This is a genomic window from Aeromonas sp. SG16, from assembly GCF_024436135.1.
Lineage (GTDB): Bacteria > Pseudomonadota > Gammaproteobacteria > Enterobacterales > Aeromonadaceae > Aeromonas > Aeromonas jandaei.
Window position 1 is genome coordinate 1 of record NZ_JANFNW010000011.1, and the last position, 25310, is coordinate 25310.

24 protein-coding genes are annotated in these 25310 nt (G+C 60.4%); 15 read left to right on the forward strand and 9 right to left on the reverse strand.

Annotation, left to right across the window (positions count from 1 at the left end; translation table 11 throughout):
* Positions 1-276: 276 nt before the first annotated feature.
* Both NOM67_RS19115 and NOM67_RS19120 read right to left on the reverse strand, forming a co-directional pair.
* Positions 277-1173 carry a LuxR family transcriptional regulator gene (locus NOM67_RS19115; protein ID WP_081849391.1) on the reverse strand — a complete coding sequence of 299 codons (897 nt, stop codon included), beginning with the start codon at positions 1171-1173 and terminating at the stop codon, positions 277-279.
* 116 nt (positions 1174-1289) lie between these two features.
* Positions 1290-3395 (reverse strand): TonB-dependent hemoglobin/transferrin/lactoferrin family receptor, encoded by a 2106-nt coding sequence (locus NOM67_RS19120; RefSeq protein WP_255939353.1) that lies wholly within the window; start codon positions 3393-3395, stop codon positions 1290-1292.
* A gap of 181 nt (positions 3396-3576) precedes the next feature.
* Here NOM67_RS19120 and NOM67_RS19125 point away from each other — a divergent pair, with 181 nt between their 5' ends.
* Genes NOM67_RS19125 through NOM67_RS19135 form a run of 3 tightly spaced genes read left to right on the forward strand, consistent with a single transcriptional unit; the run spans position 3577 to position 5553 of the window.
* Positions 3577-4551, forward strand: coding sequence for a ChaN family lipoprotein (locus tag NOM67_RS19125; protein WP_255939579.1), 975 nt, complete (start codon positions 3577-3579; stop codon positions 4549-4551).
* Positions 4552-4576: 25 nt separating this feature from the next.
* Positions 4577-5131 (forward strand): cysteine hydrolase family protein, encoded by a 555-nt coding sequence (locus NOM67_RS19130; protein ID WP_255939355.1) that lies wholly within the window; start codon positions 4577-4579, stop codon positions 5129-5131.
* 38 nt (positions 5132-5169) lie between these two features.
* Positions 5170-5553, forward strand: a complete 384-nt coding sequence (locus NOM67_RS19135) for a hypothetical protein (RefSeq protein ID WP_201931427.1) — start codon at positions 5170-5172, stop codon at positions 5551-5553.
* Positions 5554-5630: 77 nt separating this feature from the next.
* Here NOM67_RS19135 and hutZ read toward each other — a convergent pair whose 3' ends face one another.
* On the reverse strand, positions 5631-6188 hold the full coding sequence (hutZ, locus tag NOM67_RS19140) for a heme utilization protein HutZ (RefSeq protein WP_041210555.1): 558 nt from the start codon (positions 6186-6188) through the stop codon (positions 5631-5633).
* The gene (hutX, locus tag NOM67_RS19145) at positions 6185-6697 is read right to left on the reverse strand and encodes a heme utilization cystosolic carrier protein HutX (protein ID WP_255939360.1); all 513 of its coding nucleotides are present in this window, start codon (positions 6695-6697) and stop codon (positions 6185-6187) included. Before hutX ends, hutZ begins: the two co-directional genes overlap by 4 nt.
* A gap of 167 nt (positions 6698-6864) precedes the next feature.
* On the opposite strand from hutX, the gene NOM67_RS19150 reads away from it, so the two are divergent.
* The 6 genes from NOM67_RS19150 (at position 6865) to btsR (ending at position 13574) form a co-directional block, all read left to right on the forward strand.
* Complete coding sequence (locus NOM67_RS19150) at positions 6865-7716, forward strand: hemin ABC transporter substrate-binding protein (protein WP_255939362.1); 852 nt, start codon at positions 6865-6867, stop codon at positions 7714-7716.
* Entirely contained in the window at positions 7713-8744 is a 1032-nt protein-coding gene (locus NOM67_RS19155; RefSeq protein WP_255939364.1) for an iron ABC transporter permease, read from the forward strand. The genes NOM67_RS19150 and NOM67_RS19155 overlap by 4 nt, the downstream gene beginning before the upstream one ends.
* A gap of 11 nt (positions 8745-8755) precedes the next feature.
* A complete protein-coding gene (locus tag NOM67_RS19160; protein WP_255939366.1) occupies positions 8756-9556 on the forward strand; it encodes a heme ABC transporter ATP-binding protein in 801 nt (266 codons plus the stop codon).
* A gap of 80 nt (positions 9557-9636) precedes the next feature.
* A complete protein-coding gene (locus NOM67_RS19165; RefSeq protein ID WP_255939368.1) occupies positions 9637-10902 on the forward strand; it encodes an endonuclease/exonuclease/phosphatase family protein in 1266 nt (421 codons plus the stop codon).
* Positions 10903-11148: 246 nt separating this feature from the next.
* Positions 11149-12843 (forward strand): sensor histidine kinase, encoded by a 1695-nt coding sequence (locus NOM67_RS19170; protein ID WP_255939370.1) that lies wholly within the window; start codon positions 11149-11151, stop codon positions 12841-12843.
* Positions 12837-13574: a two-component system response regulator BtsR gene (gene btsR / locus NOM67_RS19175; RefSeq protein ID WP_045528292.1), complete on the forward strand. Its 738-nt coding sequence runs from the start codon at positions 12837-12839 to the stop codon at positions 13572-13574. The genes NOM67_RS19170 and btsR overlap by 7 nt, the downstream gene beginning before the upstream one ends.
* 64 nt (positions 13575-13638) lie before the next feature.
* Here btsR and NOM67_RS19180 read toward each other — a convergent pair whose 3' ends face one another.
* Positions 13639-13767, reverse strand: coding sequence for a hypothetical protein (locus tag NOM67_RS19180; protein WP_255939383.1), 129 nt, complete (start codon positions 13765-13767; stop codon positions 13639-13641).
* A gap of 19 nt (positions 13768-13786) precedes the next feature.
* Here NOM67_RS19180 and NOM67_RS19185 point away from each other — a divergent pair, with 19 nt between their 5' ends.
* Both NOM67_RS19185 and pepE read left to right on the forward strand, forming a co-directional pair.
* Entirely contained in the window at positions 13787-15595 is a 1809-nt protein-coding gene (locus tag NOM67_RS19185; protein WP_042030809.1) for a carbon starvation protein A, read from the forward strand.
* 213 nt (positions 15596-15808) lie between these two features.
* Complete coding sequence (pepE, locus tag NOM67_RS19190) at positions 15809-16546, forward strand: dipeptidase PepE (RefSeq protein ID WP_255939387.1); 738 nt, start codon at positions 15809-15811, stop codon at positions 16544-16546.
* Positions 16547-16666: 120 nt separating this feature from the next.
* Here the strand turns inward: pepE and NOM67_RS19195 are convergent, their stop codons facing one another.
* The 3 genes from NOM67_RS19195 to dnaB all read right to left on the reverse strand — a co-directional run bounded on the left by NOM67_RS19195 (position 16667) and on the right by dnaB (position 19745).
* Positions 16667-17086, reverse strand: coding sequence for a secondary thiamine-phosphate synthase enzyme YjbQ (locus NOM67_RS19195; protein WP_111901205.1), 420 nt, complete (start codon positions 17084-17086; stop codon positions 16667-16669).
* Positions 17086-18159 (reverse strand): alanine racemase, encoded by a 1074-nt coding sequence (gene alr, locus NOM67_RS19200; protein WP_255939391.1) that lies wholly within the window; start codon positions 18157-18159, stop codon positions 17086-17088. Before alr ends, NOM67_RS19195 begins: the two co-directional genes overlap by 1 nt.
* Positions 18160-18350: 191 nt before the next feature.
* Complete coding sequence (gene dnaB / locus NOM67_RS19205) at positions 18351-19745, reverse strand: replicative DNA helicase (RefSeq protein ID WP_041210543.1); 1395 nt, start codon at positions 19743-19745, stop codon at positions 18351-18353.
* 363 nt (positions 19746-20108) lie between these two features.
* On the opposite strand from dnaB, the gene NOM67_RS19210 reads away from it, so the two are divergent.
* A complete protein-coding gene (locus tag NOM67_RS19210; protein ID WP_209297065.1) occupies positions 20109-20969 on the forward strand; it encodes a Tim44 domain-containing protein in 861 nt (286 codons plus the stop codon).
* A gap of 469 nt (positions 20970-21438) precedes the next feature.
* Here the strand turns inward: NOM67_RS19210 and ushA are convergent, their stop codons facing one another.
* Positions 21439-23163, reverse strand: a complete 1725-nt coding sequence (gene ushA, locus NOM67_RS19215) for a bifunctional UDP-sugar hydrolase/5'-nucleotidase UshA (RefSeq protein WP_255939396.1) — start codon at positions 23161-23163, stop codon at positions 21439-21441.
* Between the two features lie 259 nt (positions 23164-23422).
* On the opposite strand from ushA, the gene NOM67_RS19220 reads away from it, so the two are divergent.
* The 3 genes from NOM67_RS19220 (at position 23423) to NOM67_RS19230 (ending at position 25256) form a co-directional block, all read left to right on the forward strand.
* Entirely contained in the window at positions 23423-23767 is a 345-nt protein-coding gene (locus NOM67_RS19220) for a DUF2956 domain-containing protein (protein ID WP_156854700.1), read from the forward strand.
* A gap of 170 nt (positions 23768-23937) precedes the next feature.
* Positions 23938-24273, forward strand: coding sequence for a hypothetical protein (locus NOM67_RS19225; RefSeq protein WP_255939399.1), 336 nt, complete (start codon positions 23938-23940; stop codon positions 24271-24273).
* A 113-nt stretch (positions 24274-24386) separates the two neighbouring features.
* On the forward strand, positions 24387-25256 hold the full coding sequence (locus NOM67_RS19230) for a tetratricopeptide repeat protein (protein WP_156854698.1): 870 nt from the start codon (positions 24387-24389) through the stop codon (positions 25254-25256).
* The last annotated feature ends 54 nt before the right edge of the window (positions 25257-25310 follow it).

Sequence of the window (25310 nt, forward strand, 5' to 3'; positions counted from 1 at the left end):
TATTGCCCTGGGTTTTACCTTCGATGCTGATATAACATGGAGTTGGCATGTGTATGCTCCTAAATAGATTGGTTAAACGAGATAGCACTCGACCAGACTATTAGCAGCGACCATGCCATTTTTTTACCTTTTAAAAATCAATACCTTAGACATTTTCGCCAGAAACCACACAGCGTAACCATGCAATAAATTGCGCAGACAAACATTTTGACCGGCACAGTTCGCACAGGCAGCCATTTCATCTGCCAGATGAGCAATTGATTGCCTAAAACAGAACTACTCACTGCTATCGAGCACATTCTCGACCTGCGCGGCATCAATATTGAGCTTGACCACCCCCTGCTTGAGGGCCCAGGAAATCGCCTGATTTTTGCTGCTTGCCCCCAGCTTCTCCGCAATTCTCTCCAGATGGAAGGTCACGGTTCTGGGTTTGATATCCAGGATCTGGGCAATATCGCTGACCTGTTTGCCCTCTGCAGCCCATTGGCACACCTCCAGTTCGCGAGTAGTCAACATCTCCCGAGGAGGCATAGCTGCGATGCAGACCCTGGCCACGGCTTCAAAGATATGGGTCGCAAGCCAACTCAGAAACGGAATAGCAGTCAACCATTGATGTTCGGTGCGGGGCTCACTGGTAATCAATGAGAACAGTCCAATATGACCATTTGCACCGTGCCAGGGGATGGTGATGCCATCGCGCAAGCCGGCCTCCTGAGCCAGCAACATAACTTCCAGCCCGGCGCTGTCTTGCAGGTCACAACACTCAGTAATGAGGTTGGCCCAAAGTAACGGTGTACTCTGAGCCATACCTTTTTTGACAACCGGATCAACGGTATAAAGGGCTTGTTCGTTGTAGTACTGAACCCATTCTGCTGGACAACCATTGAAGATCCGCACATCCGGCCGCTGAATGGAGCTGGGCGAGATAAATCCCAAGCGAAAGTAGTCAAATCCCATCAGCTCGCAGATCTGGCGCAGCAGAGCAAGTATTGTCTGTTCATTGGATGCGTCATTGAACCGGGTGATCAGCTCAAGTGCGTTGGTCGTCTCGAAAGTGTGGGGGGATGTAGAAGTCAAAAGCGCATTTCCCCGTTGCCAAAATGTTCTAGATGTTATTAAGCATGGAACAAATAGCACAATATCTTGTTTACGCAAAGAAAATGCTGCTTTCATAGCCTCAGTGACGGGTTAGCATCACAATATCTGGATGCCTCATAAAAAACCCCCGCCTGTCAGGGCGGGGATTCGGAGTGGACTCAAGTCCGGGTTCACTGCGTGTGTTGTCGTTTTTAGAATACGTACTTGACTCGGGCGCTGAGGTTACGGCCCGGCTCGGTCATCAGGCTGTTATCAGAACCCGCATCACGGCCTGCGATGCGCTCGTAGCTGGTGTACTCCTTGTCAAACAGGTTGAAGAGACCGACGTTGAGCTGCAGATCCTGCATCGGGTTGAACTGGGCATACATGTCCACCACGCCCCAACCGGCCGCCTTCGCATACTCGTTGCCCTTGGCATCCTTGCGCACCTTGTCCATGTCGTCGGCAAAGCGCAGCGCCGTATTGAAGTTCCACTTCTCCTGCTCCAGACGAACGCCGACGCTACCGTTGAGGGGGCTCAGGCTGTTGATGTAGTTGCCATCGCCATCCTTGCCGTCGATGTAGGCGAGGTTGCCCCAGACGTTGACCAGATCGGTCAGCCAGTAATCCGCTTTCGCTTCAACCCCCTTGGTGGTCGCCTTGCTCAGGTTTTGGTACTGGTAGACAGCGGTGCGTCCCTCTTTGCCCACTTCCACCATCTCGATGAAATCGTCGAACTTGTTGTAGAAACTGGCCACCTCGTAGCTGAAGCCATTGTGGCTGCCACGCACACCGAGATCGATGCCGTCGCTGCTCTCCGGGTTGAGGTTCGGGTTCGGCTCGATGCGATAGCCGTAAGCCTGATGGTTCAGGGTGGAGAAGGCGCTGTCATACATGGGTGCCTTGAAGCCGTGGCTGTATTGGGCAAACAGGTTGGCCGCCTCGTGGGCCTTGAATACCAGACCCAACTTGGGCGAGATCTCCCCTTCGGAGAACTTGTGAAGCTTGTCGCCTGTGTAGGCGGGATCATTGTCCGGGGTCATCCGGTAGTAGTCATAGCGGGCGCCCGGGGTCAGCACCCAGCGATCGCCGAACTTGATCTCGTCGAAGGCCCACAGGGCGCTACGCTCGCTGGTGGTGGCCGGGAAGCTCAGCTCGTTGTAGCCGACAAAATCATTCGGTTTGGTCGGCCCCTTGTAGCGGGAGCGTTCGTTGTCGGTGTGCTCATACTCGGCCCCCCAGGCCAGACGATGATTGGCCACCGCCTTGTGGAACTGCAGCTGGGCACCGAGGTTCTTCTGATCGAACACGTTGTGATCTAGCGAGTTTTTGGTCACATAGGGGTTGCGCGGGTTAACCGGATATTTGGATGAGGCGTACTGATCCAGCGTCTGCTTGGTGCGGGCAAAGTAGACCTTGGTATCCATCCGGTCGGCCCAACCCTTATTCAGCGCGATGCCGTGATCCAGCACCAGCGACAGGTTGTCGGTCTGCTTGTCGGTGATGGGCTGCTCGAACACGCGGGCAGTGCCGGTACCGACCTTGTTGAGCTTGACCGCGTCCGGCTCCTCGCCATCGGTCAGATAATCGACGGTCAGCTTGAGGAACTGCTCATCAGAGAGATTCCACTTGCTCTTGAGCAGCAGGGCGTGAGTCCCGATATCGAAATCGGTCTTGGTTGAATCGTAGTTCTGGGTGACACCACCATCGCGCCAGGTGTAGCGCAGCAGGTTCTCCACGTCACCGGTACGCAGGGCGCCGGTAAAACCGGCCATCTTCTGGTGACTGCTGGAGGCATAACCGCTGGTCACATCCAGATAGCTATCCTTGCCCTTGAGGAAGTCGCTGGCATCCTTGGTGGTGATGGCAATCACGCCACCCAGCGCATCGGAGCCGTAGGCCGCAGAAGCAGGCCCCTTGGCTACTTCCACCTGCTTGATCATGTCGGTATCGAAGTAGCTCTGACCCACTCCGCCCTTGCTGTAGGCATCGTTCTGGCGCACACCGTCGCGCACCACCTTGACCCGGTTCTCCCCCATACCGCGGATGATGAAGGTCTGGGCATCTCCCTGCCCGCCCAGCACGGCGACACCGGGTTCATAGCGGAACAGGTCAGCGGCATCAGTCACCACCTGCTCTTCGATCTGTTTGGCGGTGATCACCGAAATGGGGCCGGAGACATCTTCCAGCTTCTGCTCCATCCGTGAGCCGCTGACAACCACGACTTCATCCGCCTTTTGAGTGGCAGCAAAGACCTGGGAGGAGAGACCGGCCGCTACGGCGAGCGCGACCAGAGAGAGTGCGTTTTGATGGGTCACAGCGAATCCTTATTGAGAACTATTATCAAACAGGCCGCATCTTACCCACCCCGACTCAAAGATCAATAAAAAAGAATCATTATCATTTAAAAAGAGGATTGTTAGTTTTACACTGCCAGCCATTTCCTGTTTTATGCCTGTAACACAACCCCTGTTCGGGCCTCTCTATGCCGCGAGATTGCTGATGAAACGACTCCCTCTGCTTGCACTGCCCCTGCTACTGCTACTGACTGCCTGCGCCACCAGCCAGCAACCAGTATCCACCCCACTGGCGACTCTCTATGACTATCAGTTGGGTAATTCGCAGCAGGAAACCCTGACTCTGGATCAGGCCACTGCCCGTCTCGCAGATGCCGACATCATTCTGGTGGGCGAACTGCACACCCACCCAGCCATTCACCTGTTGCAGTCACGACTGCTGAGCGCCCTGTATCAGCAAGCAGAGCAACACGGACGGGGGCTGACCCTATCCATGGAGCAGTTCAGCCGGGCCGATCAAGCAACCCTTGATGCCTATCTGGCAGGGAAGATCGGTGAAGCTGCGCTCATCCGCGAAGGGCATGCCTGGCCCAACTACCCGAGCGACTATCGCCCGCTGGTGGAGTTCGCCAAAGCGCACCACATGCCGGTGATCGCCGCCAATGCCCCCAAACCGCTGGTGAGCTGTGTCGGTCAGGAAGGAGTCGCCTGGCTAGACAAGTTGCCCACCTCACGTCGCAGCCAGCTGGCCCGCCAACTGACGCTGGGGGATGATCCCTATCGCCAGAAGTTCATGGCCTCCATGCACCATGGCGATGCCGACAGCAACGCCCGCCGTTTCGCTGCCCAGACCAGCTGGGACGACACTATGGCCGAGAGCATGGTGGATTACCTCGCCAAGCATCCGGGCCAGCAGATCATGCATATCGCCGGTAATTTCCATGTAGAGGGGGGGCTCGGGATTGCCAGTCGCATCGCCAGCCGCAACCCGGCGCTCAAGGTGGCTCTGGTAGTCCCGCAAACCGGGGAAGAGACACCCCCGGGCCAAGCCGCCGATGTAACCGTAAAGATGATGCCGCTCCCCGAACGCTGGCAAAACAGTGCCGAGATGAAGCAAGATATGGGCGCGCTGCATCAATCCCGCAGCCGTGACTGCAGCCAGTGGCTGCAACCCTAATCATCAAGGAAACGGCGGGTACAATATGGATGTGTTACTGATCATCGATGTGCAGCAAGGGGTCATGAAGGAGACCCATCATCAACAACAGCAAGTACTGGCAAATATCAATCGGGCTGCGGCCCATGTCAGGCAACAACAGGGGCGAGTCATCTATATCCAGCATGATGATCTGCCGGGTGGCGAACTGGAACCCGGCACCCCGGGTTGGCAACTGCACAGTGTGCTGCAGCCAGCCAAGAGCGATAGCCGGGTACGCAAGAGCGCATGTGACAGCTTCCTCGACACCGAGCTCGCGTTTCTGCTGGCAGAACAGCCGGTCGACAGGCTTATCCTCTGCGGCAGCAACACCGATTTCTGCGTCGATACCACAGTGCGCAGCGCAGCCTCTCATGGCTTCGAGGTGTTCGTATTGAGCGATGCTCACTCCACCGCCAATCGCCCCCACCTTGGCGCTCCCCAGATCATCGAGCATCACAACTGGATATGGCGCAATCTCGACCTGCCGAATGGGCGCAGTGTGACCCTGCTCACCACCGACGAGCTGCTGGCAGTAACACCCGTTGGGCAGCCATGTTAATCTGGCGCCCTCGCTTTGTTTCTCACCGGAGTCTTGCCGTGCGCCTGTTGCCCGCCACCCTGTTGCTGCTCTTTCCCCTGCTCTCGGCCTGCTCCAGCTTGCCTGGCCAGAAGTATGACGGGCCCGAGCCCCTCTTCCTGACCCACATCAACGAGGAGGGGAGCAAGCGCTTCACCTTTGAAGCCGCGCCCAACGATACCCTGCCGCGCGGCCTCTCTGCCGCCCAGAGCCAGCGCCTGCTGGAGCAGCGGGAAGCATTGCAAGAGAACCTGCTGACCCAGACCCTCGCCAGCAAAAAGTACTGCCGGGAAGGGTACATAGTGCTGAGTCAGACCTCCTGGAAGGTGCGGGGTGAGTGTAACGAGACGGCAACCACTGCCGATCGCAGCGCCTTCCCCAACAAGGCCTCCTGGCAGGATTAAGCAATCCGGATGAGATAACGCAATAAAAAACGGGCAGCCAATTGGCTGCCCGTTTTGTTGTGGCTGATGTCGTGTCGTCAGACCGGCGCATCGGCCGGGCTGGTGAGCTCGGCACCGTTGTCGATGCGCTTGTGCCCTTCCACCAGATGGACGAAGTCCACCAACTCGTCACCGGAGACCGCAAACGCCTGGCCGAAGCCCTTGACGAACAGCCCCTGCTCCGGCTTGAGGCGGAACAGTTTGAAATCCTTGAGGTTGGAGAGCCCCTTGATGATCTCGCCAAAACGCCCCTCCAGCGCCGCCACGGCCTTGCTCCAGCGAGCGTCGTCACGGGCAACCACTTCAGCCACCGCATCAAAGGTCAGACGCTTGCGGGCAAACAGCTCGCGGGCACCACTCTCATCCTCGATCAGCATCAGGGATACCCGGGGTACCTGTTGCAGATTGCGGGCATGGCGGGCGATCTCGGAGATCAGCACATAGTAACCATCTTCCTGAAGCACGAACGGTGCATAGCTGGCGTTGGGATTGCCTTGGCTGTCGACGGTGGCGAGCTGTAGGGTACGGCAGCTGTCGCGAAACTCGCGGATCTCCGGTTGCAGACGGTTCTGCAGACGCTCCTGACGTTCACTCATGCTTTTACTTCCTCTTGAGACGGGTGGCGCAGGGCCATAAAACGGGTGACCTGATCGGCAAGCAACTGACGCTTCTCGTCGCGGCCGAGATAAACCTTGAAGATGCAACGACCGGAGTGGCCGAAGAACTGGAAGGAGTGCCCCTCCTTGCCCATGAACAGCTTGCTGACCAGCGCAATCCCCGCCACGTTGTCCAGCTTGAGGTGACCGTGCAGCTCATCGTCGCGGCCCATCAGGTTGTAGTAGCCACGCGCATCTTTACCCTTCGGGAACGGCGCCTTCACTTCAAAGATGGAACCTTCAGACTCGACGATGGTGGTTACCGGGCCCCAGTCGGCCAGATCTTCCAGCAGAGCTTGTGCGCGATCGGCGGGCAACAGGGTCACCAGCTCCGCGGGCAGCTGGCGAACCACCTCCCACTCGCTGACGGCCAGCTGGGTCGCAATGGTTGAAGGGTGAGCGCTGGGATCCTGCTCCAGCATCTCCTGAATGCGTTGTGCAATGCTCATCGTTTCTCCCTCGGCGAGGCACCAGCCTCGCTGTTTATCATGGCGGCTACTCTAATAAAGCACCAGAATCAATGCAATTGATAATTGCTATCATTCTCAGTGCATTTTATTCAAACCCTTGATATTCTCGGCGGCACATCCTTTTCACCCTATTGTCGGAGGTTAGCATGGGCCGTCCTCTTGCCCTCGCACTCACCCTGCTGAGCAGCTCTCTGCTCCCCCTGTTCACTCATGCTGCCGAAGCGCCCAATACCCGCATCGTCAGCATTGGCCCGGCTACCACTGAACTCATTCTGGCGTTAGGTGGCGACGATCGCCTCGTTGCGACCGATGTCAGCAGCCCCTTGCCAACAGGGTTGCCCAAGGTTGGCTATCAGCGCGTACTGGCAGCCGAAGGGATCCTCAGTCTGGCACCGACTCTGGTAGTCGGCAGCGACGAGATGGGGCCGGCGCCAACCCTCGATCAGCTGCGCCGTGCCGGGGTCAAGGTAGAAGTGCTGGAAACGGCACCGACTCTGGCTAACCTCAATGAGCGTATCGATACCCTGGCCAGCCTGCTGGATGACAAGGCCGCGGGCGAGCAGCTCAAACAGCAGATCCAGAGCCAGACCGAGCAGCTGGCGGCACAAGCCAAACAGAACAAGCCACTCAAGGTTGCCTTTTTGCTGTTGCACAAGGGGCAACCGGTGAGTATTGCCGGGGGCGACACCACCGCCGGCGCTCTGCTTACGCTGGCTGGCGGCACCAATACCGCAGCCACGCTGCACAACTACAAACCCGTCTCCGCCGAATCCCTGATCGAGATGCAGCCTGATCTGGTGCTGGTCAGCGGCCGCGACTGGCAGCGCTACGCCGACCCTGCCAAGGTGCTGGCCGAAGTACCCGCACTGGCCGCCACCCCGGCCGGCAAGCGCAACGCCATTCACGCCATCGACGGTCACGCCCTGCAAGGGGGCCTGAGCCTCAACTCCCTGCAGCAGGCGAACCAGATCGCCCAGTGGCTCAAACAGGGGTCATGATGCGCTTGCCCCTCCCCTGGCTGCTGGCCCTCACCACGGCCGCCCTCGCCTTGCTGCTGCTCGGTTCGCTGGCAACCGGGCCGATGGCACTCACCCTGAGCGAGAGCCTGCGCGCGCTCTATGCCGGCCAGGGGAGCGGAATTGCGGCTCACAAGCTTTTGATCGTGCAGGAGATTAGGCTCCCTCGTACCCTGCTCTGCATCGCGGTCGGCGGGATCCTCGGGCTCTGTGGCGCCGTGATGCAGGGGCTGTTTCGCAACCCCCTGGCTGACCCCGGCATCATTGGGGTCTCCGGCGGCGCGGCGCTCGGAGCGGCCTTGGCCATCGTGCTGCTGGCCCCCCTCGGTGAATCGCTGCAACAGCTGCTCGGCGTCGGGCTATTGCCGCTGCTCGCCTTTCTCGGCGGTGCGCTGACCACCACTCTGGTCTATCTGCTCGGCACACGGGAGGGGGGCACCTCGGTGACCGTCATGCTGCTGGCCGGGGTCGCCATCACGGCGCTCTCGGGCGCGGTGATCGGCCTGCTCAGCTATCTCGCCGACGATCAGATGCTGCGGGATCTCAGCCTCTGGCAGATGGGTACCCTGGCCGCCGGCAAACCTGCCGACATGGCGCTGGCGCTGTTTACGCTGGCGGCCCTGCTGTGGCTCTTTATGCGCGATGCCAATCCCCTCAACGCCCTGCTGCTCGGCGAAGGGGAAGCCCGCCATCTGGGGATCGATGTGCAGGCGCTCAAGCGCCGCCTGATTCTGCTCACCGCCGCCGGTGTCGGCGTGGCCGTCGCGGTATCGGGAATGATCGGCTTCGTCGGGCTGGTGGTGCCCCATCTGGTACGACTGCTGGCCGGCCCCAACCATGTCAGACTGCTGCCCCTCTCCGCCCTGATGGGAGCAGCCCTGCTGCTGGGTGCCGACATGCTGGCACGCACCCTGCTGGCCCCGGCCGAGCTGCCGGTCGGCATCATTACCGCCCTGCTCGGTGCCCCCTTTTTCATCTGGCTGCTGATAAAGAGCCGCCGCGCGCTTTAACACGGATTGCTATGGAACGATTTGCCTCCCCCCTGCTGACTTGCTCCCGACTGAGCCTGCGCCGTGGTCAGCGCCAGATCCTGGATGGGCTCGATCTCGCTCTGCACAGCGGCACCCTGACCGCCCTGCTCGGCCCCAACGGGGCGGGCAAGAGCACTCTGCTAAAATGCCTGACCGGTGAGCTGTCCCATGAAGGCACCATCACCCTGTTTGGCCGGGAGCGTCAGCTGTGGGATAGCAGCCTGCTGGCCCACCGGCTCGGGGTGCTGCCGCAGAGCTCGTCACTCAACTTCCCCTTTCTCTGTGAAGAGGTGGTGGCCATGGGACGCCTGCCCCACAGCGAACCCGCTCGCCGCAAGGAGGAGATAGTGGCCGCCGCCATGGCCCATGCGGGGGTCGAACATCTGGCCAAACGGCTCTATCCCGGGCTCTCCGGCGGCGAGCGGCAGCGGGTACAGTTTGCCCGGGTACTGGCCCAGATCTGGCAAGCCCCTGATTCACCCGAGCAATCGGAACAACCACGGCTGCTGCTGCTCGACGAACCCACCTCGGCCCTCGATCTGAAATATCAGCACCAACTGCTGGCTATGGCCCGGGCGCTGGCCAGCCGCAATACCGCCGTGCTGGTGGTATTGCACGATCTCAATCTGGCGGCGCGCTATGCCGACCGGCTGGTGATGCTGGAGCGGGGCAAATTGATGGCCGATGGCACGCCGGGCGAAGTGCTCACCCCCGAGCTTATCTCCCGCCTCTACGGCTATCCGGCTCAGGTGATCCACCATCCAGAAAGCGGCCTGCCGATGGTGGTGTAGCTGCTTTTTCCGAGGGGATATGCCAGAAAGGGAAACCACGCCCCTATAATGGCAACCTGTTAACCAATGCAGGTGCCCACATGATTCGCTTTGCCACGTTTAATGTTGCCTTTGACCGCACTGCCGCCGGCATGCTGACCGGTGAGCTGGCACTGACCCGCACCGCGCAGGATGCCCTGCTGGCCCGCCTCGCAGGCGGCAATCTTAGCGGAGCAGAGAAGACCAGGGCCCTGAACGTGCAGCAGATCCGCAACGTGGCGGAGATCATCCAGCGCACCCGCCCGGATGTGTTCCTGCTCAACGAGTTCGACAACGACGGCAAAGGCGAAAGCACTACCGATCTGAAAGCCTTCAACGACAACTATCTGGCCCACGCCCAGCACAGCGAAGTGACGGCCATTAGCTATCCGGTGATGCAGAACTTCGCCACCAACACCGGCCTGATGAGCGGTTATGACCTCAACCTCGACGGCAAGGTCAACAGCGGCCCCGATGATGCCTGGGGCTTTGGCAGCTACCACGGCCAGTACGCCTTTGCGGTGATGTCCAAATATCCTATAGACACCAAGCAGATCCGTACCTTCCAGAACTTCAAGTGGAAGGATATGCCGGGCGAGAAGAACCCCGTCATCGATGACTGCAACAACCCCAATGCCAAGATCCCGGCCAGCCGCCAGTGCGGCGATGCCTGGTATGCCAATGAGGTGTGGCAGAAGTACCCGCTCTCTTCCAAGAACCACGCTGACGTGCCGGTGCGGATCAAGACAGACAAGGGAGAAGAGGTCATTCACTTCCTGATCTCCCACCCGACTCCGCCCATCTTTGCCAACGCGGCGCGTCACACCGTCAAGCACAACCGCGCCGAGATCGCCTTCTGGAACGACTACGTCAAGGGGCTCAACTACATGGCCGATGACAAGGGCACCAAGGGTGGGCTGGCCAAAAATGCCAAGTTCGTCATAGCCGGGGATCTCAATGCCGATCCGCAAACCGGCGACGGCGATCTGAGCGCTATTCAGGATCTGCTGAACAACCCGCTGATGAATCAGTCTATCACCAATGGCCCCCTGATCCCGGTCAGCGAAGGGGGCCCGGAGTGTGTCAGCAAGGGGACCGACTGCAAACGCAATCTGAATCGTCCCAACCCGGAGCGGATCACCAACACCAGCGTGCTGCAGCTGGATCACGTTATCCCCTCAGCGAATCTCAACGCGGTGAAGAGTGGTGTCTACTGGCCGGCCAGCTTCGAGGCGGGTTACCACCTGGTCTATGATGCGAAACTCGGCATCGCCAAGGGAGTCAGTTCGGATCACCGTATGGTCTGGGTCGATCTCAAACTCGATTGAGCTACCCACTGACCGTCAATTCGGGGGCCTTCTGGCCCCCTTTTTGTGCCCGCCATATCACCTCGTCTGCCGCCAGCTCAGACTCCATGCTGAGTAACCTGACAGTTACCGCCCGCCACTACGGCAGACGATGCGGCAAATCGTGCGCTACGCCACCATTCCGATACCCCTGCCTTGCAAGGGGGTATGGGGTTTGCTAATACTCCGCGTCCATTAAATGACCAACCATTACCGGGGCAATGAGCCGTGGCGTTTGAACAATTCACTCTGGTGATCTCGCTGTTCCAGCAGCTCTGCGTCTATCTGGTGATCGCCTGGCTGCTCTCCAAGACGCCGCTGTTCATGCCGCTCACTCAGGTGACCCTGAGCTGGCCCCACAAGATCCTCTGCTACCTCATCTTCTCCGGCTTCTGCGTCATGGGTACCTACTTTGGCCTGAGGGTCGAGGACTCCATCGCCAATACCCGCGCCATTGGCGCCGTGCTGGGAGGCATAGTCGGCGGCCCGGTGGTGGGGCTGCTGGTAGGGCTCACCGGCGGCATTCATCGCTACTCGCTGGGGGGCTTTACCGCGCTGGCCTGCACCTTCTCCACCATCGCCGAGGGGCTGCTCGGCGGCCTGGTGCATCGCCACTTCGTCGCCCGCCACCGGCTCGACCTGCTGTTCAGCCCCTGGGTGGTGGGATCTGTGGCCCTTATCGCCGAGCTGATGCAGATGGGGATCATCCTGTTGGTGGCCCGCCCCCTTGATGACGCCATCCACCTTATCGAGAACATCATAGCCCCCATGCTGGTGGCCAATACCCTGGGGGCCGCCATGTTCATGCGGATGATCCTCGATCACCGCGCCATGCTGGAGAAGTACTCGGTCGCCTTCTCTGCCCGAGCTCTCAAGATCGCCGAGCGAGCGATGCGGGTGCTGGACAAGGGCTTCACCCAGGAGGCGTGTCAGCAGATGGCGCGCATCCTCTACGAGGAGACCGGAGTCGGTGCAGTGGCCATCACAGATCGGGAGAAACTGCTCGCCTTTATCGGCATCGGCGAGGATCACCACCTGCCGGGCACCGCCATCAACTCGGCCCACACCTTCAAGGCGATCCAGCATAACGAGGTGGTCTATGCCGACGGCAACCTCATCCCCTACAGCTGCAACCTGCACCCCCAGTGTCGGCTCGGCTCCTCGCTGGTCATTCCGCTGCGAGGGGAAGAGGGATCGGTGGTAGGCACCATCAAGCTCTACGAGCCCAAGCGCAAGTTCTTCTCCTCCATCAACCGCACCCTGGGAGAGGGGATTGCCCGGCTGCTCTCCGGCCAGATCCTTGCGGGCAAATACAACGAGCAGAAGCGGCTGCTGGCCCAGTCGGAGATCAAGCTGTTGCAGGCGCAGATCAACCCGCACTTCCTGTTCAACGCCCTCAACACCCTGTCGGCCGTGATCCGGCGTGACCCCGAAAGCGCCCGCACCCTGGTGCACAACCTCTCCACCTTCTTTCGCAAGAACCTCAAGCGGCAGGGGGACGAGGTGACCCTGGCCGACGAGCTGGAGCATGTGAACGCCTATCTGCACATCGAACAGGCCCGCTTCGCCGAGCACCTGAGCGTGCAGATCCATATTCCCGAATCGCTGCTGGAGTACCGGCTGCCCACCTTCTCCCTGCAGCCCATCGTCGAGAACGCGGTCAAGCACGGCATCTCCCAGATGTTCGAACCCGGCCTGCTGACCCTGAGAGCCCGGATTGAGGCGCAGCGGGTGGTACTGGAGGTGTGCGACAACGCCGGGCTCTATCAGACGAAACAGGAGGGAAGCGGCCTTGGCATGAACATAGTGGATCGGCGCATCAAGGCCCGTTACGGCGCCGAGTACGGGGTCGCCATCGACTGCGTCCCCCATCAATCAACCCGGGTGAGGATCACCCTTCCCCTGCAGGAGAGCCCATGCTGACCGCCCTGATCGTCGACGATGAACCCCTCGCCCGCGAGGAGCTGCGCCTGCTGCTGGAGCAGGCGGGTAATATCCGCCTGCTGGGAGAGTGCGCCCACGCCATGGAGGCGCTGCCCGCCATCCATCGCCTCAAACCCGACCTGCTGTTTCTCGACATCCAGATGCCGCGCATCAACGGGCTGGAGCTGGTGAGCATGCTGGATCCGGACTTGCGCCCCCACATCGTCTTCATCACCGCCTACGACGAGTTTGCCCTGCGCGCGTTCGAGGAGAATGCCCTCGACTACCTGCTCAAGCCGGTCACGGCAGAGCGGATGAACAAGGCGCTGGAGCGCATCCAGCGGCTGCTCTCACCAAAAGGTGAGCTGGCGGGCCAGCCGCTGCCAGATCCGACCCGCATCGCCCAGCCCCTGCGCAGCATTCCATGCAGCGGCCACAACCGCATTCTGCTGCTGCCCCTTGGCGAGGTGGAGTTCGTCCACAGCGATCTGGCCGGCAACAAGGTGGTGAGCGCCCAGCAGCAGGGCACCACAGAGCTGACCCTGCGTACCCTGGAGGAGAAGACCGGCTTCGTGCGCTGTCACCGCCAGTACCTGCTCAACCCGGGCCAGATCCGTGAAATCCTGCTGCTGGACGGCGGGCTGGCGGAGGTAGTGACTCAGGGGGGTCACAAGGTGCCGGTGAGCCGCCGCTACCTCAAGCCCCTCAAGGAGCTGCTGGAGATCCCCTGAGGGGCGGGCCACTCACCCCGCTCCCCTGCCCGTTACCACTCACCCGCTTGCCACACCCGCCCGCTCACCCCTCAAACCACTCGGGGCCGCTTTTCTGCCACTCGCGGGCGGAACCCTGCCACTGACCTTTTCTGCGCTCCCCTTTCCCCACCGCGTCGGTAAAGTGCAGCCTGAGCCCGGCCAGATTGGCCACAGGAAAAGGAAACTCCCCCATGCAACACGCAATCACTTTTGTCATTGCGGCCCTCTGCATCCTCGCCATTGCATATCGCCTATACGGCGTGTTCTTTGTGCGCAAGGTGCTGCAGGCTGACGACAAACTGGTCACCCCCTCCCACCAGCTGGAAGATGGCAAGAACTATGTGCCGACCAACAAGTGGGTCAACTTCGGTCAGCACTTTGCGGCCATCGCCGCCGCCGGTCCGCTGGTCGGCCCGGTACTGGCCGCCCAGTACGGCTACCTGCCAAGCTTTCTCTGGCTGCTGATCGGCTGCGTCATCGGCGGCGCGGTGCACGACACAGTCGTGCTGTTCGCTTCCATGAAGCATCAGGGCAAGTCCCTCTCCGAGGTGGCCAAGGCCGAACTTGGCCCCATCGCCGGCTGGTGTACCGGCCTTGCGATGCTCTTCATCATCACCATCACCATGGCGGGTCTCTCCATGGTGGTGGTGCACGCGCTGGAGCGTAACGCCTGGGGCGTGTTTGCCGTCTTCATGACCATCCCCATCTCCATGGTGGTGGGGATCTGGCACAAGCTGACCGGCAACCTGCAAGCGGCCTCCTGGGTGGGCTTCATCGCCGTGCTGGCCTGTGTCTTCTTCGGCCCCTACGTGCAGGAGAGCGCCTTCGGTGCCTGGCTGACTCTGCGTGCCGAGACCATCAGTCTGGCGCTGCCCATCTACGCCTTCTTCGCCACCGCGTTGCCGGTCTGGCTGCTGCTCACCCCGCGCGGCTACATCTCCAGCTTTATGAAGATCGGCGTGTTCGGCGCGCTGGTGATCGGCGTTATCTGCATCAACCCGGAGATCCAGTTCCCCGCCATGACCCAGTTCGTCCACGGCGGCGGCCCGGTACTGGGCGGCCCGGTCTGGCCCTTTATCTCCATTACCATCGCCTGTGGCGCTATCTCCGGCTTCCACGCCTTCATCGGCTCCGGCACCACCCCGAAACTGGTGGACAAGTGGAACGACATCCTGCCGGTCGCCTTCGGTGCCATGCTGGCCGAGTGCGTGGTGGGCGTGATGGCGCTGATCGCCGCCACTGCCCTGCACCCGGCTGACTACTTCGCCATCAACGCCACCCCGGAAGCTTTCGCCAAACTGGGGATGCAGGTGGTGGATCTGCCGTTCCTCTCCCAGGAGATCGGCATGGATCTGAACGGTCGCACCGGTGGCGCCGTCACCCTGGCGGTGGGCATGTCCTACATCTTCACCAAGGTGCCCTGGTTCAGTAACCTCGCCTCCTACTTCTTCCAGTTCGTGGTGATGTTTGAAGCGGTCTTTATCCTGACCGCCGTTGACTCCGGTACCCGGGTCTCCCGCTACCTCATTCAGGACTTCTTCGGCGAGTTCTACCCGCCCCTCAAGCGCATCGACTGGATGCCGGGCGCCATCGGCGCCAGCGTGCTCGCCTGCGTGATGTGGGGTTACCTGCTGATGTCCGGTGATATCGGATCTGTGTGGGCACTGTTCGGGGTATCGAACCAGCTGATGGCCTCGGTGGGCCTCATCATCGGTGCCACCATCATCTTGCGACTGGCCAGCAAGCGCCGTTACATGCTGACCTGCCTGATCCCGCTGGCCTACCTGTTCGTCACCGTCAACTACGCCGCCTACTGGATGATGAGCAACGTCTACTTCAACTCGGCCGCCAAGGGCTACAACCCGATGAACGGCATCATCTCCCTCATCATGCTGGTGCTGGGGATGCTGATCCTGCTCTCTGCCCTGCGCAAGTGGAGCGAGCTGTGGAAGCTGCGCCAGCAGCCCTCCTACAAGGTGGTCGAGGCAACCGCCTCCTGATCATCCCGACCATGACCAAGGCCCCGCACAAGCGGGGCCTCTCTTTATGTGGTGATTTTCATACGGACTCATTGAGGGATAACTCATTAATGAGCCCCCCGATCACAGAACCGTCTATCCGAAAGTGGTAGTATGCCCGCTCCTGTCACCCTGCTGTCCGACGGCAAACCGGGGTGGCCTCTCCTCCGCTTTCACTTTTTGAGGAACGATTTGATGGAACTGCTTCTGCTTAGCAACGGTAAAGCCAACGAATTTCCGGGTCTGCTCGGCTGGGCCCGGGATCGGGTTCAAAGCCTGCTCGCGCGCAAACAGGTCAAGCGCATCCTGCTGATCCCCTACGCGGTGATCCGCAGCGACTGGGATGCCCGTGCCAACGAGCTGCAGGAGAGTCTGGGAGTCGATGCCATCAGCATCCACCACTTCGATGATCCGGTTGATGCCATCAATCAGGCCGACGCCATCTTTATCAGCGGCGGCAATACCTGGCGCCTCAACCAAATGCTGCACGAAAACGGCCTGATCGTGCCGATCCAGCGTGCCGTGCGCGAGCGGGGCGTGCCCTATGTGGGCTGGAGCGCCGGTTGCAACGTGGCGACCCCGAGCATCCGTACCACCAACGACATGCCGGTTTGCAGTGCCGCCGTGCTGCCCGCACTGGGTCTGTTCCCGCTGCAGATCAACCCGCACTATCTGGACGCCAGCATCAGCGGCCACATGGGCGAGACCCGCGACGAGCGTCTGGCCGAGTTCTGCGCCATCAACCCGAGCGAATACGTGGTAGCCCTGCGTGAAGCGAGTCTGCTGCAAATCACCGGAGAAAACGGCAGCGAGCGTCTGGAGTACTGGAGCGCCCGCGCGCAGGACTTCAAGATCTTCAAACACGGTCAGGAGCCGCAAGCCTTTATGGACGCAACCCCGCTGGCCGAACTGACCCCCTTCAAGGTCGCCTGAGCCACGCAGAGCGCCGCGCCACTTGCCAGCGGATAGCTCGCGAAACCGCAAAAACGACAGAGGGATGGCTCAATGCCATCCCTCATTTTTATCGTCATCTTTCAGCTGGTTGCAGCCTGATTACTCACCCTGCAGGGTCACCAGTACCTTGCGAGCGCCACCATCGACGCGATGCTCGCCAAGCCAGATCCCCTGCCAGGTGCCGAGCGCCAGCTGACCATCACGGATCGGCAGCAGCAGGCTCACCCCGAGCAGGGAAGATTTGATGTGGGCAGGCATATCGTCCGGCCCCTCATAGGTGTGGCGATAGTAGGGGGCATCCTCCGGCGCCAACCGGTGCAGATGGGCCTCCATATCGCTGCGCACGCTCGGATCGCAGTTTTCGTTGAGGGTGAGCGAGGCGGAGGTGTGTTGCAGCAGCAGGTGCGCCATGCCAATCCGGTAATCCGCCAGCATCGGCAGCTTGGCCACCAGCTCGTCCGTCACCAGATGAAAGCCCCGCGAACGGGGCTTCAGAGCCAGCAGGCACTGCTGCCACATCAGACGTACTCCATAAAGACGCGGGAGGTGAGTTTGGTGATGAGTTCGTAGGGGATGGTGCCAATCTCGTCGGCCACCCGCTCCACCGGTAGCCCCTCGCCCCACAGTACCGCCTCGTCGCCGGGCTTGTCGGTCGCGCCCGGGCCCAGATCGACGGTGCTCATATCCATGGAGACACGCCCCACCAGCGGCACGATGCGGCCGTTGACCAGCACGGAAGTGCCGTTGGGCGCCATGCGCGGATAGCCGTCACCGTAGCCGATGGCGATCACGCCAAGGCGGGTATCGCGATCCGCCACCCAGTTGGCGCCGTAGCCCACCGGCTCGCCCGCCTTGTGATCCCGCACCGCAATCAGCTGGGTCTTCAAGGTCATCACCGGCTGCAAATCGTAATCGGCTGCCACCGTGTTGGGGAAGGGCGACACGCCATAGAGGATGACACCGGGGCGCACCCAGTCGCAGTGGGAGTCCGGCCAGGCCAGAATACCCGCCGAGTTGGCCATGGCTCGCTCGCCCGCCAGCGGTGCCGTGAGACGGCTGAAGAGGTCAATCTGCTCGCGGGTAGTGGGCTGATCCAGCTCATCGGAGCGGCTGAAGTGGGTCATGATGTTGAACGGCTGCACCACGTTCTTGCACTTGCCGAGGCGCTCGATAAAGGCGGGCATCTCGTCGGCCCGCACCCCGAGCCGGTGCATACCGGTGTCGAGCTTGAGCCAGGCCACCACGGGGGCTGGCAGCTCGGTCTGCTCCAGCGCTTCGAGCTGCTCCCAGGTGTGAACCGCCGTCTGCAGATTGTTGGCCGCCAGCACCGGCAGGTCGTCGGCGGAGAAGAAGCCCTCCAGCAGCACGATGGGCTTGACCACGGCGCAGGAGCGCAGCATCAGCGCCTCTTCGATACGGGCCACCGCATAGGCATCCGCATCCACCAGGGTGCGGGCGACCGGCAGCAGTCCGTGGCCATAGGCGTTGGCCTTGACCACAGCGATGATCTTGCAAGCGGGAGCGTGGCGCTTGACCACGGCGAGGTTGTGGCGCAAGGCCGCAGTGTTGATTTGGGCAGTAGCCGCTTTCATGGTTTTCCCTTACGAGGGCACAAATGGTCTCCCCCTCATCGGGCAGAAGACCGCCACTCACTTATCGTCGTCGAAGGCCGGACCGGCATAATTGTCGAACCGGGAAAACAGGCCCTGAGCGGCAGCCAATGACTGGCTATCGATCAGGGCAGTCGTGGTAATGACGAAACCGCCATCACCTTGGGTTTACATCAATAATCGTCGTCAAACGCCGGGCCGGCGTAGTTGTCAAACCGGGAGAACTGGCCCTGGAAGGTGAGACGCACCCTGCCGATGGGGCCGTTACGCTGCTTGCCGATGATGATCTCGGCAATCCCCTTGTCAGGGCTGTCATCGTGATAAACCTCATCACGATAGATAAACATGATCAAGTCCGCATCCTGCTCGATGGAGCCCGATTCACGAAGATCCGAGTTGACCGGACGCTTGTCGGCCCGCTGTTCCAGACTTCGGTTGAGCTGGGAGAGCGCCACCACCGGGCACTGCAGCTCTTTCGCCAGCGCCTTGAGGGAGCGGGAGATTTCACCGATCTCCAGAGTCCGGTTGTCGGAGAGGCTGGGAACCCGCATCAGCTGCAGGTAGTCCACCATGATCATGCTGATGCCGCCGTTGTCCCGCGCCACCCGCCGGGCGCGGGAGCGCACTTCGGTCGGGGTCAGGCCGGAGGAGTCATCGATATACATCTTGCCCTTCTCGAGCAGCAACCCCATGGTGGAGGAGAGACGGGCCCAATCCTCGTCGTCGAGCTGACCGGTACGTACCTTGGTCTGGTCGATACGCCCCACCGAGGCGAGCATACGCATGATGATCTGCTCGGAGGGCATCTCCAGCGAGAAGATAAGCACCGGCTTGTCGGCGGTGAGGGCCGCATGCTCGCACAGGTTCATGGCAAAGGTGGTCTTGCCCATGGAGGGACGGGCGGCGACGATGACCAGATCCGAGCGCTGCAGGCCGGCGGTCATCTTGTCGAGATCGTTGTAGCCCGAGGATACACCGGTCACCCCGTTGTGCGGGGTCTTGAACAGCTCTTCAATCTTGTCGACGGTCTGCTCGAGGATCAGCTTGAGCGGCTGGGGGCCTTCGTTGGCGCTGGTGCGCTGCTCGGCGATCTGGAATACCTTGCTCTCGGCCAGATCGAGCAGGTCGTTGGAGGTACGGCCCTGTGGCTCGTAGCCCGCTTCGACGATCTCGTTGGCGACCGAGATCATCTCCCGCACTACCGCCCGCTCGCGCACGATTTCGGCGTAGGCGTTGATATTGGCGGCACTCGGGGTGTTCTTGGCGATCTCCACCAGATAGGCGAAGCCACCTGCCTCCTCCAGCTGTTCGGAGCGCTCCAGCTCCTCCTGCAGGGTGATGAGGTCGATGGGGTTGCCCGCGTTGGAGAGGCGGGTCATGGCCTGGAAGATCAACCGGTGCGGACGGCTGTAGAAATCCTTGTCGATCACCCGCTCGGCGACCCGATCCCAGGCGTCGTTATCCAGCATCAGGCCGCCCAGTACGGACTGTTCGGCCTCAAAAGAGTGGGGGGGAACTTTCAGCTGTTGTGTCTTGGCGTCTTTTTTCGCCGTCACTTGCTCTGCCATACACATAAAAACCGCAGCGGGAAGGGGACGGGAATTTTACAAAAGAAAGCCAACTACGGCGAGCCCTATCTGGCGGCTCATACCATCATAAAGGGCCAGACCAGGGTCTGTTCGCTCTTGCTGCTTCTGGTTTTGCTGCGCATCTTGCGCTCTTTGCGGCTCAATCGTCTGCTTTTCATGCTGCACACTCCTGACATCGAGACCCACCCGAGGTGGTAATTCGTTCATGAATAATTCATGCCTGTCATGGTACTTATCGGCACAAGCTGCGACACATTTAGGGACAGGCAGCCTGCCATGCGCCTTGCTGAGCTTGCCTAAGCAGAGCATGCCCCAACTACAGACGAGAGTGAAAGAGTCAAAATGAAAAAGATGCTGACCCTGTTTGCCATGATCCTGGCCATCGGCCTGGGGGCACCGCACGCCGAGGCCAAGAAGTTTGGTGGCGGCAAATCCTTTGGCAAAAGTTACAAGACAGCGCCGGCACAGCCTGCGGCCAAACCGGTCGACAACAAGAACCCGACCCTGAATGCCCAGACCCCGCCGAAGAAGAGCGGCATGATGGGTGGTCTGCTGGGCGGTCTGCTGGCCGGTGGCCTGTTTGCCTACCTGCTGGGCAGCGGCGCCTTTGAAGGTCTGCAAGGGATGGACTTCCTGCTGATCGCCCTGCTGGCACTGGGTGCCGTCTTCCTGTTCCGGGCCATGCGCCGGGGCAAGATGGGAGCGCCACAACCGCAACAGACGGCCTATGCCGGTTATCAGCCGCCCCAGAGCGCAGCCCCGCAGCAGTTCGAGCAGAGCCACAGCGCCCCGCAAGCGACCGGCTTTGCCGACAGCGATGTGCCGTTCCGCCTGCCGCCAGGCTTTGACATGAACGGCTTCCTGGCCGGTGCCCGTGACCACTACCGCACCCTGCAAGAGGCGTGGAACAAGAACGATCTGGAAAAAGTGCGTGAATACGTCAGCCCGGAGCTGTTCGAGCAGCTCAAGGCCGAGCGAGCCGAACTGACTGGCGACCAGCATACCGAAGTGATGTATGTGGATACCCAGCTGGTGCGCGCCGACTACGGCAGCGACTGGGCTCAGGTGAGCGTGCGCTTCAGCGGCCGCTACATGGACCGTCAGGAGCAGGTCGAGGAGGACATCAAAGAGGTGTGGCACCTCGAGCGCGATCTGGCCAAAAACAATGCCCCCTGGCATATCGTTGGTATCGAGCAGCTGTAATCGCAGCGTTCATGAAAAACCGCAGAGGCAGCCATCCGGCTGCCTCTTTTTTTGCTCACTCTATCACCACAAAAATCGGAGGGAGGCTTGTCAGGGCCAATAAACGGATCTGGCAGAGCCTCTCTTCTGCCACCGGTTTGGTATAAGTCAAAGCGATGCCATTTCAGCAAAACCTATAAATTAAATTTATAGTGGCAGGATGCGCATCCCCTTGTGCCTTTAGCGCTGCCAGCGACCCCTCAAGGGGATATGGCCGATCCAGCCAATAGGTCGCAGAGCGGGAAGCGTCGAGTGTGGGCGGCAGGATAAAGGGAAAAGCGCCTTGTAGCAGGGATACCAAGTACCGGGCAGCCGGTGCCTAACCGGCTCAGCTCATCGTCACAAGATAAAAAAATCCCCGGGCAAGGCCCGGGGATCTGTTTGAATGGCGCCGCCAAGTACGGCTCCTGTGATGGCTATGCAAGGATGCTTAGTTGCACCCTTCTGCAGAAGTAGAGTTCAGATAGCTCACCTCGTTGGCCGGCTGATAGTCAGCAACGTTGATGGTCTTCTTGACCTCGATGTACTCCTTCAGCACGGCAGCATCGACCAGGCCAGCGTTGATGGTATCGATCTTCGGATAGCCATCGCCACCGGAGGCACTGAAGCTCGGGATGGCGAAGCTGTAAGTGGCTGCCGGGTCAAACGCCTTGCCACCGATGCTGGTGATATTCACGCTCTTGGCCTGGCAATCCACCGCCATATTGATGCCGCCAAACTGGGCGTAACCACCGGTGTTACGGGTTTTGGTGGCAACCTGGCCCAGATAGGTCGCCAGCTCGCTCCCCTTCATCACCGCCTTGTTGACCGTATTGCCAAAGGGGTGCACCAGCAGCACGCTGCGATAGGTAATGTCGCCGTCCGGGATGCTGTCACGCACACCGCCGGAGTTGACGATACCGAAGTCAACGCCCAGCTTGCCGGTGGTCGCCGTCGTGATCAGGCGGCCAAGGTTGGTCTGCTTGTTGCGCACCGAGTTGCGATCCCCCACCAGCAAGCCATCTGTCGAGCCAATGACGACATTCAGCTCTTGCTGACCCTTCTCCTGATAGGTGAGCAGGGTATTGTAGAGCTCGGGATCCTTCACGATCTCGTCCTGCACGAACTGCATCTTGGCCGGGTCTTTGGTCACGACACCGTTGGCATCGATCGGCTCGCCCTTGGCGTTGCGCTTGATGAGGTTGACCGGGATCAGCTCATAGCTGGTCAGGGTCAGCTTGCCATTCTGGTAGTCAAACTGGGCACGACCCACATATTTGCCCCACTCATGGGCCTGCATGATCCAGGTGCCATTCTGCTGATCCGGCAGGCAGGCATCACCCGGCTTGAAGTTGGCGTACTTGTTGGCGGTACCCGGCTCCATGCAGACCGGATTCTGGGAGTGGCCGCCGATAATGGCATCCAGGGTGCCGGCCGGCAGCTTGCGAGCCATCTCCACATCGCCCGGCGCGTTGCTGCCGTGCTGGCCATCGGCATAGTGGCCCATGTGGGTGATGGCGAAGACCAGATTGGCCTCCTTCTTGTCACGGATCTGCTTGCCCAGCTTGGCCGCTTCCGTGGTCGGATCGCGAAACTCCAGAGTTTTCACGTTGTCGGGATCCACCAGCTGGGCGGTATCCTCGGTAGTCAGGCCCAGCACGGCGACCTTGAGACCGTTCTCCAGCTTGAACACCTTGTAGGGGTCGAAGTAGTGCTTGCCACTCGCCTTGTCATAGATGTTGGCGGAGAGCATGGGGAACTTGGCCCACTTGCGCTGCTTCTCGATCACGCTGAGGGGGTTGTCGAATTCGTGGTTGCCCACCGCCATGGCGTCGTAGCGGATGCTGTTCATCGCCATGAAGTCGGGTTCGGCATCCTGCAGATCCGACTCGGGAACCCCGGTATTCACGTCACCGCCGGAGAGCACCAGCACATTGCTGCCAGCCGCCTTGGCCTCGCTACGCAGCCGTTCGACCAGCGTCTTCTGGGCTGCCATGCCATATTCGTTTTCCGCGTTGTTCCAGAAACGGCCGTGGGTATCGTTGGTATGCAGAATGGTCAGTTTGCAGACATTTTCGGTGCAGGGTGCAACGCTGTCGTTTTTGGAGATATTGCAACCCGTCAGTGCCGCCAGCACGGCCAGGGCCACGCTGCCTTTGATAACGTTATTATTCATTTCCATATCACCTTGATTGTTTTGTTATTTAGTGACCCTATCCAGCAGGTCGGGCCCAAATATAACAAACAACGAAGAAGAAATTTTCATCAGCGACTCACAAATGTTGTTAATTGTGATCGACGGCCAAACTTACCCTTTGCTGCTGATTTTTAAATGCTTTTATTGAGGTGTTTCTCATTTGCAGCCATACCTGACCTAGCCCCACGAAACGCGGTTTTATGGCATACTCCCTCCCCTATGCCCGAGGAGTGTGTTGATGGCCAAGTACGACAAGATTTCCCCCGAGACCCAGCAGGAGGCGATGAAAATTGCCCGCGCCAACCAGAAGCCGGGGCAGACCAAGGAGCAGACCCAGCTTATCGCCCAGGGGATCCAGAAAGGGATCGACGAGTATAAAAAGCAGATGAAGGCGCGGGCTCGCGAAGCCAGTCGCCAGAAGAAGCTGCAGACCAAAGCGAAGCAGAGCCTGCAAGCGCAGCAAGACGACGAACAGGATGAAGCCCTTGAGGTCATCGAGGTCACTCGCCACCATCCGCTGCCATGGGCCCTGCTGGCCGCCAGCTGGCTCGGCTTTGTCGCCGTCTGGTTGTGGTTGCGCTAAAAGGCCGCAAACCTTTGTCCGGGATCCGCTTCACAGAGCAGGGCCATCAGGCTGGTCAGGCTAATTGAAGGCTGATTAAATCCCGCCTCTGTTTGCCCCAGCCCAAGCTGTTGCCAACCAAGCTATTGCCAACCCAGACTGTCTGGTCATCTGTTTTCAGGAAATTCGTTATGAACCCCGCTCCGCTCTACCTGCTGGCCCCCTTTGTGCTCTTTCTGGTGACCATGCTGCTCTATCGCATCTCGCCGCTGCGGGCCGTTGCCGCTGGCACAGTGCGCTGGTTTATTCTGCCCGCCTTTACCCTCTTTATTCTGCTGAGCATCATCAATGGCGCCGCCGATCCCGCCCTGCGCAATCCCGCCTTCCACTGGTTGATGCCGGGCCTTGGCTTTGCCCTGAGCCTGTTTCCGGGCCTGCCCAAGGCACTGGTGCCACGTCTGGCCATCAAGGAGGGAGCCTTTGCCGCCCTCGGCCTGATGCTGATGAGCCTGGCCATGGTCTACTGACCGGCTGGCCGCTGACGCTGACATGACTCAAGGGGCGCTCTGTGACGAGCGCCCCTTGTGCAATCAATAACCTGCAGGCATCTTGGTGCAAGGATCGCCAGCCAGGAGGCCAGATGGAGAATCCGCCCGATTTCATGGCGCTATGGGACTATCAGGATCCCGTCGCCACTGCCCAGCGCTTCGATGCCCTGCTGCCCGTAGCGCGCGCCGACCAGGATTTGCAGCTCGAGCTGGAGCTGCTGACCCAGATTGCCCGCACCCTCGCTCTGCAACACCAGCCAGAGCAAGCCAGACAGACCCTTGATGACGTAGAGAAGCGCCTCACCGGGGCAACCCCCAGAGCCCGGGTCAGATTGCATATCGAGCGGGGCCGCCTGTTCCATGCCGCTGGCGATCAGAGTCAGGCCAAAGCGCAGTTTGAGCAGGCCTGGCAACAGGGGCTCAAGAGCAAGGAGCTCTATCTCGCCATTGATGCGGCCCAGATGGTGGCCATGACGGTACCGCCGCCAGAGCAGAGCCGCTGGCATCAGTTGGGGATGGAGCTGGCCGAGCGCAGCCCGGATGAGCGGGTGCGCAGCTGGCTACCTGCCATTTACCATAATCTGGGCTGGACCCTGTTCGAGCTGGGGCGATTTGAGGAGGCAAAAGCGCTGCAACAGAAGTGTCTGAGCTGGCATGAAACGCATCAGGAGCAGAAAAAGGCTTTTATCGCCCGCTGGAGTCTGGCCCGCCTGAGCCGGGCCATGGGTCTGCATCAACAAGCGATGGCCGAGCTGACCCAGCTTAAAGCCGATATGAGCGACGCCGGCGCTGCGGAAGATGGCGATCTGTTCGAGGAGCTGGGGGAGAATGCGCTGGCGCTGGATGATCCGGCAGCGGCCGAATACTTTGCCCGTGCCTGGTTTCTGCTCTCGCGCGATAGCTGGAGCAAGAGCCATGAAGCGGAACGGCTAGCCCGGCTCAAACGCCTAGCCAAACTCTGAACGACGCAAAAGAGAAGGGCGGCTCTCTGGCCGCCCTTCTCTTTTGGCGAGCTG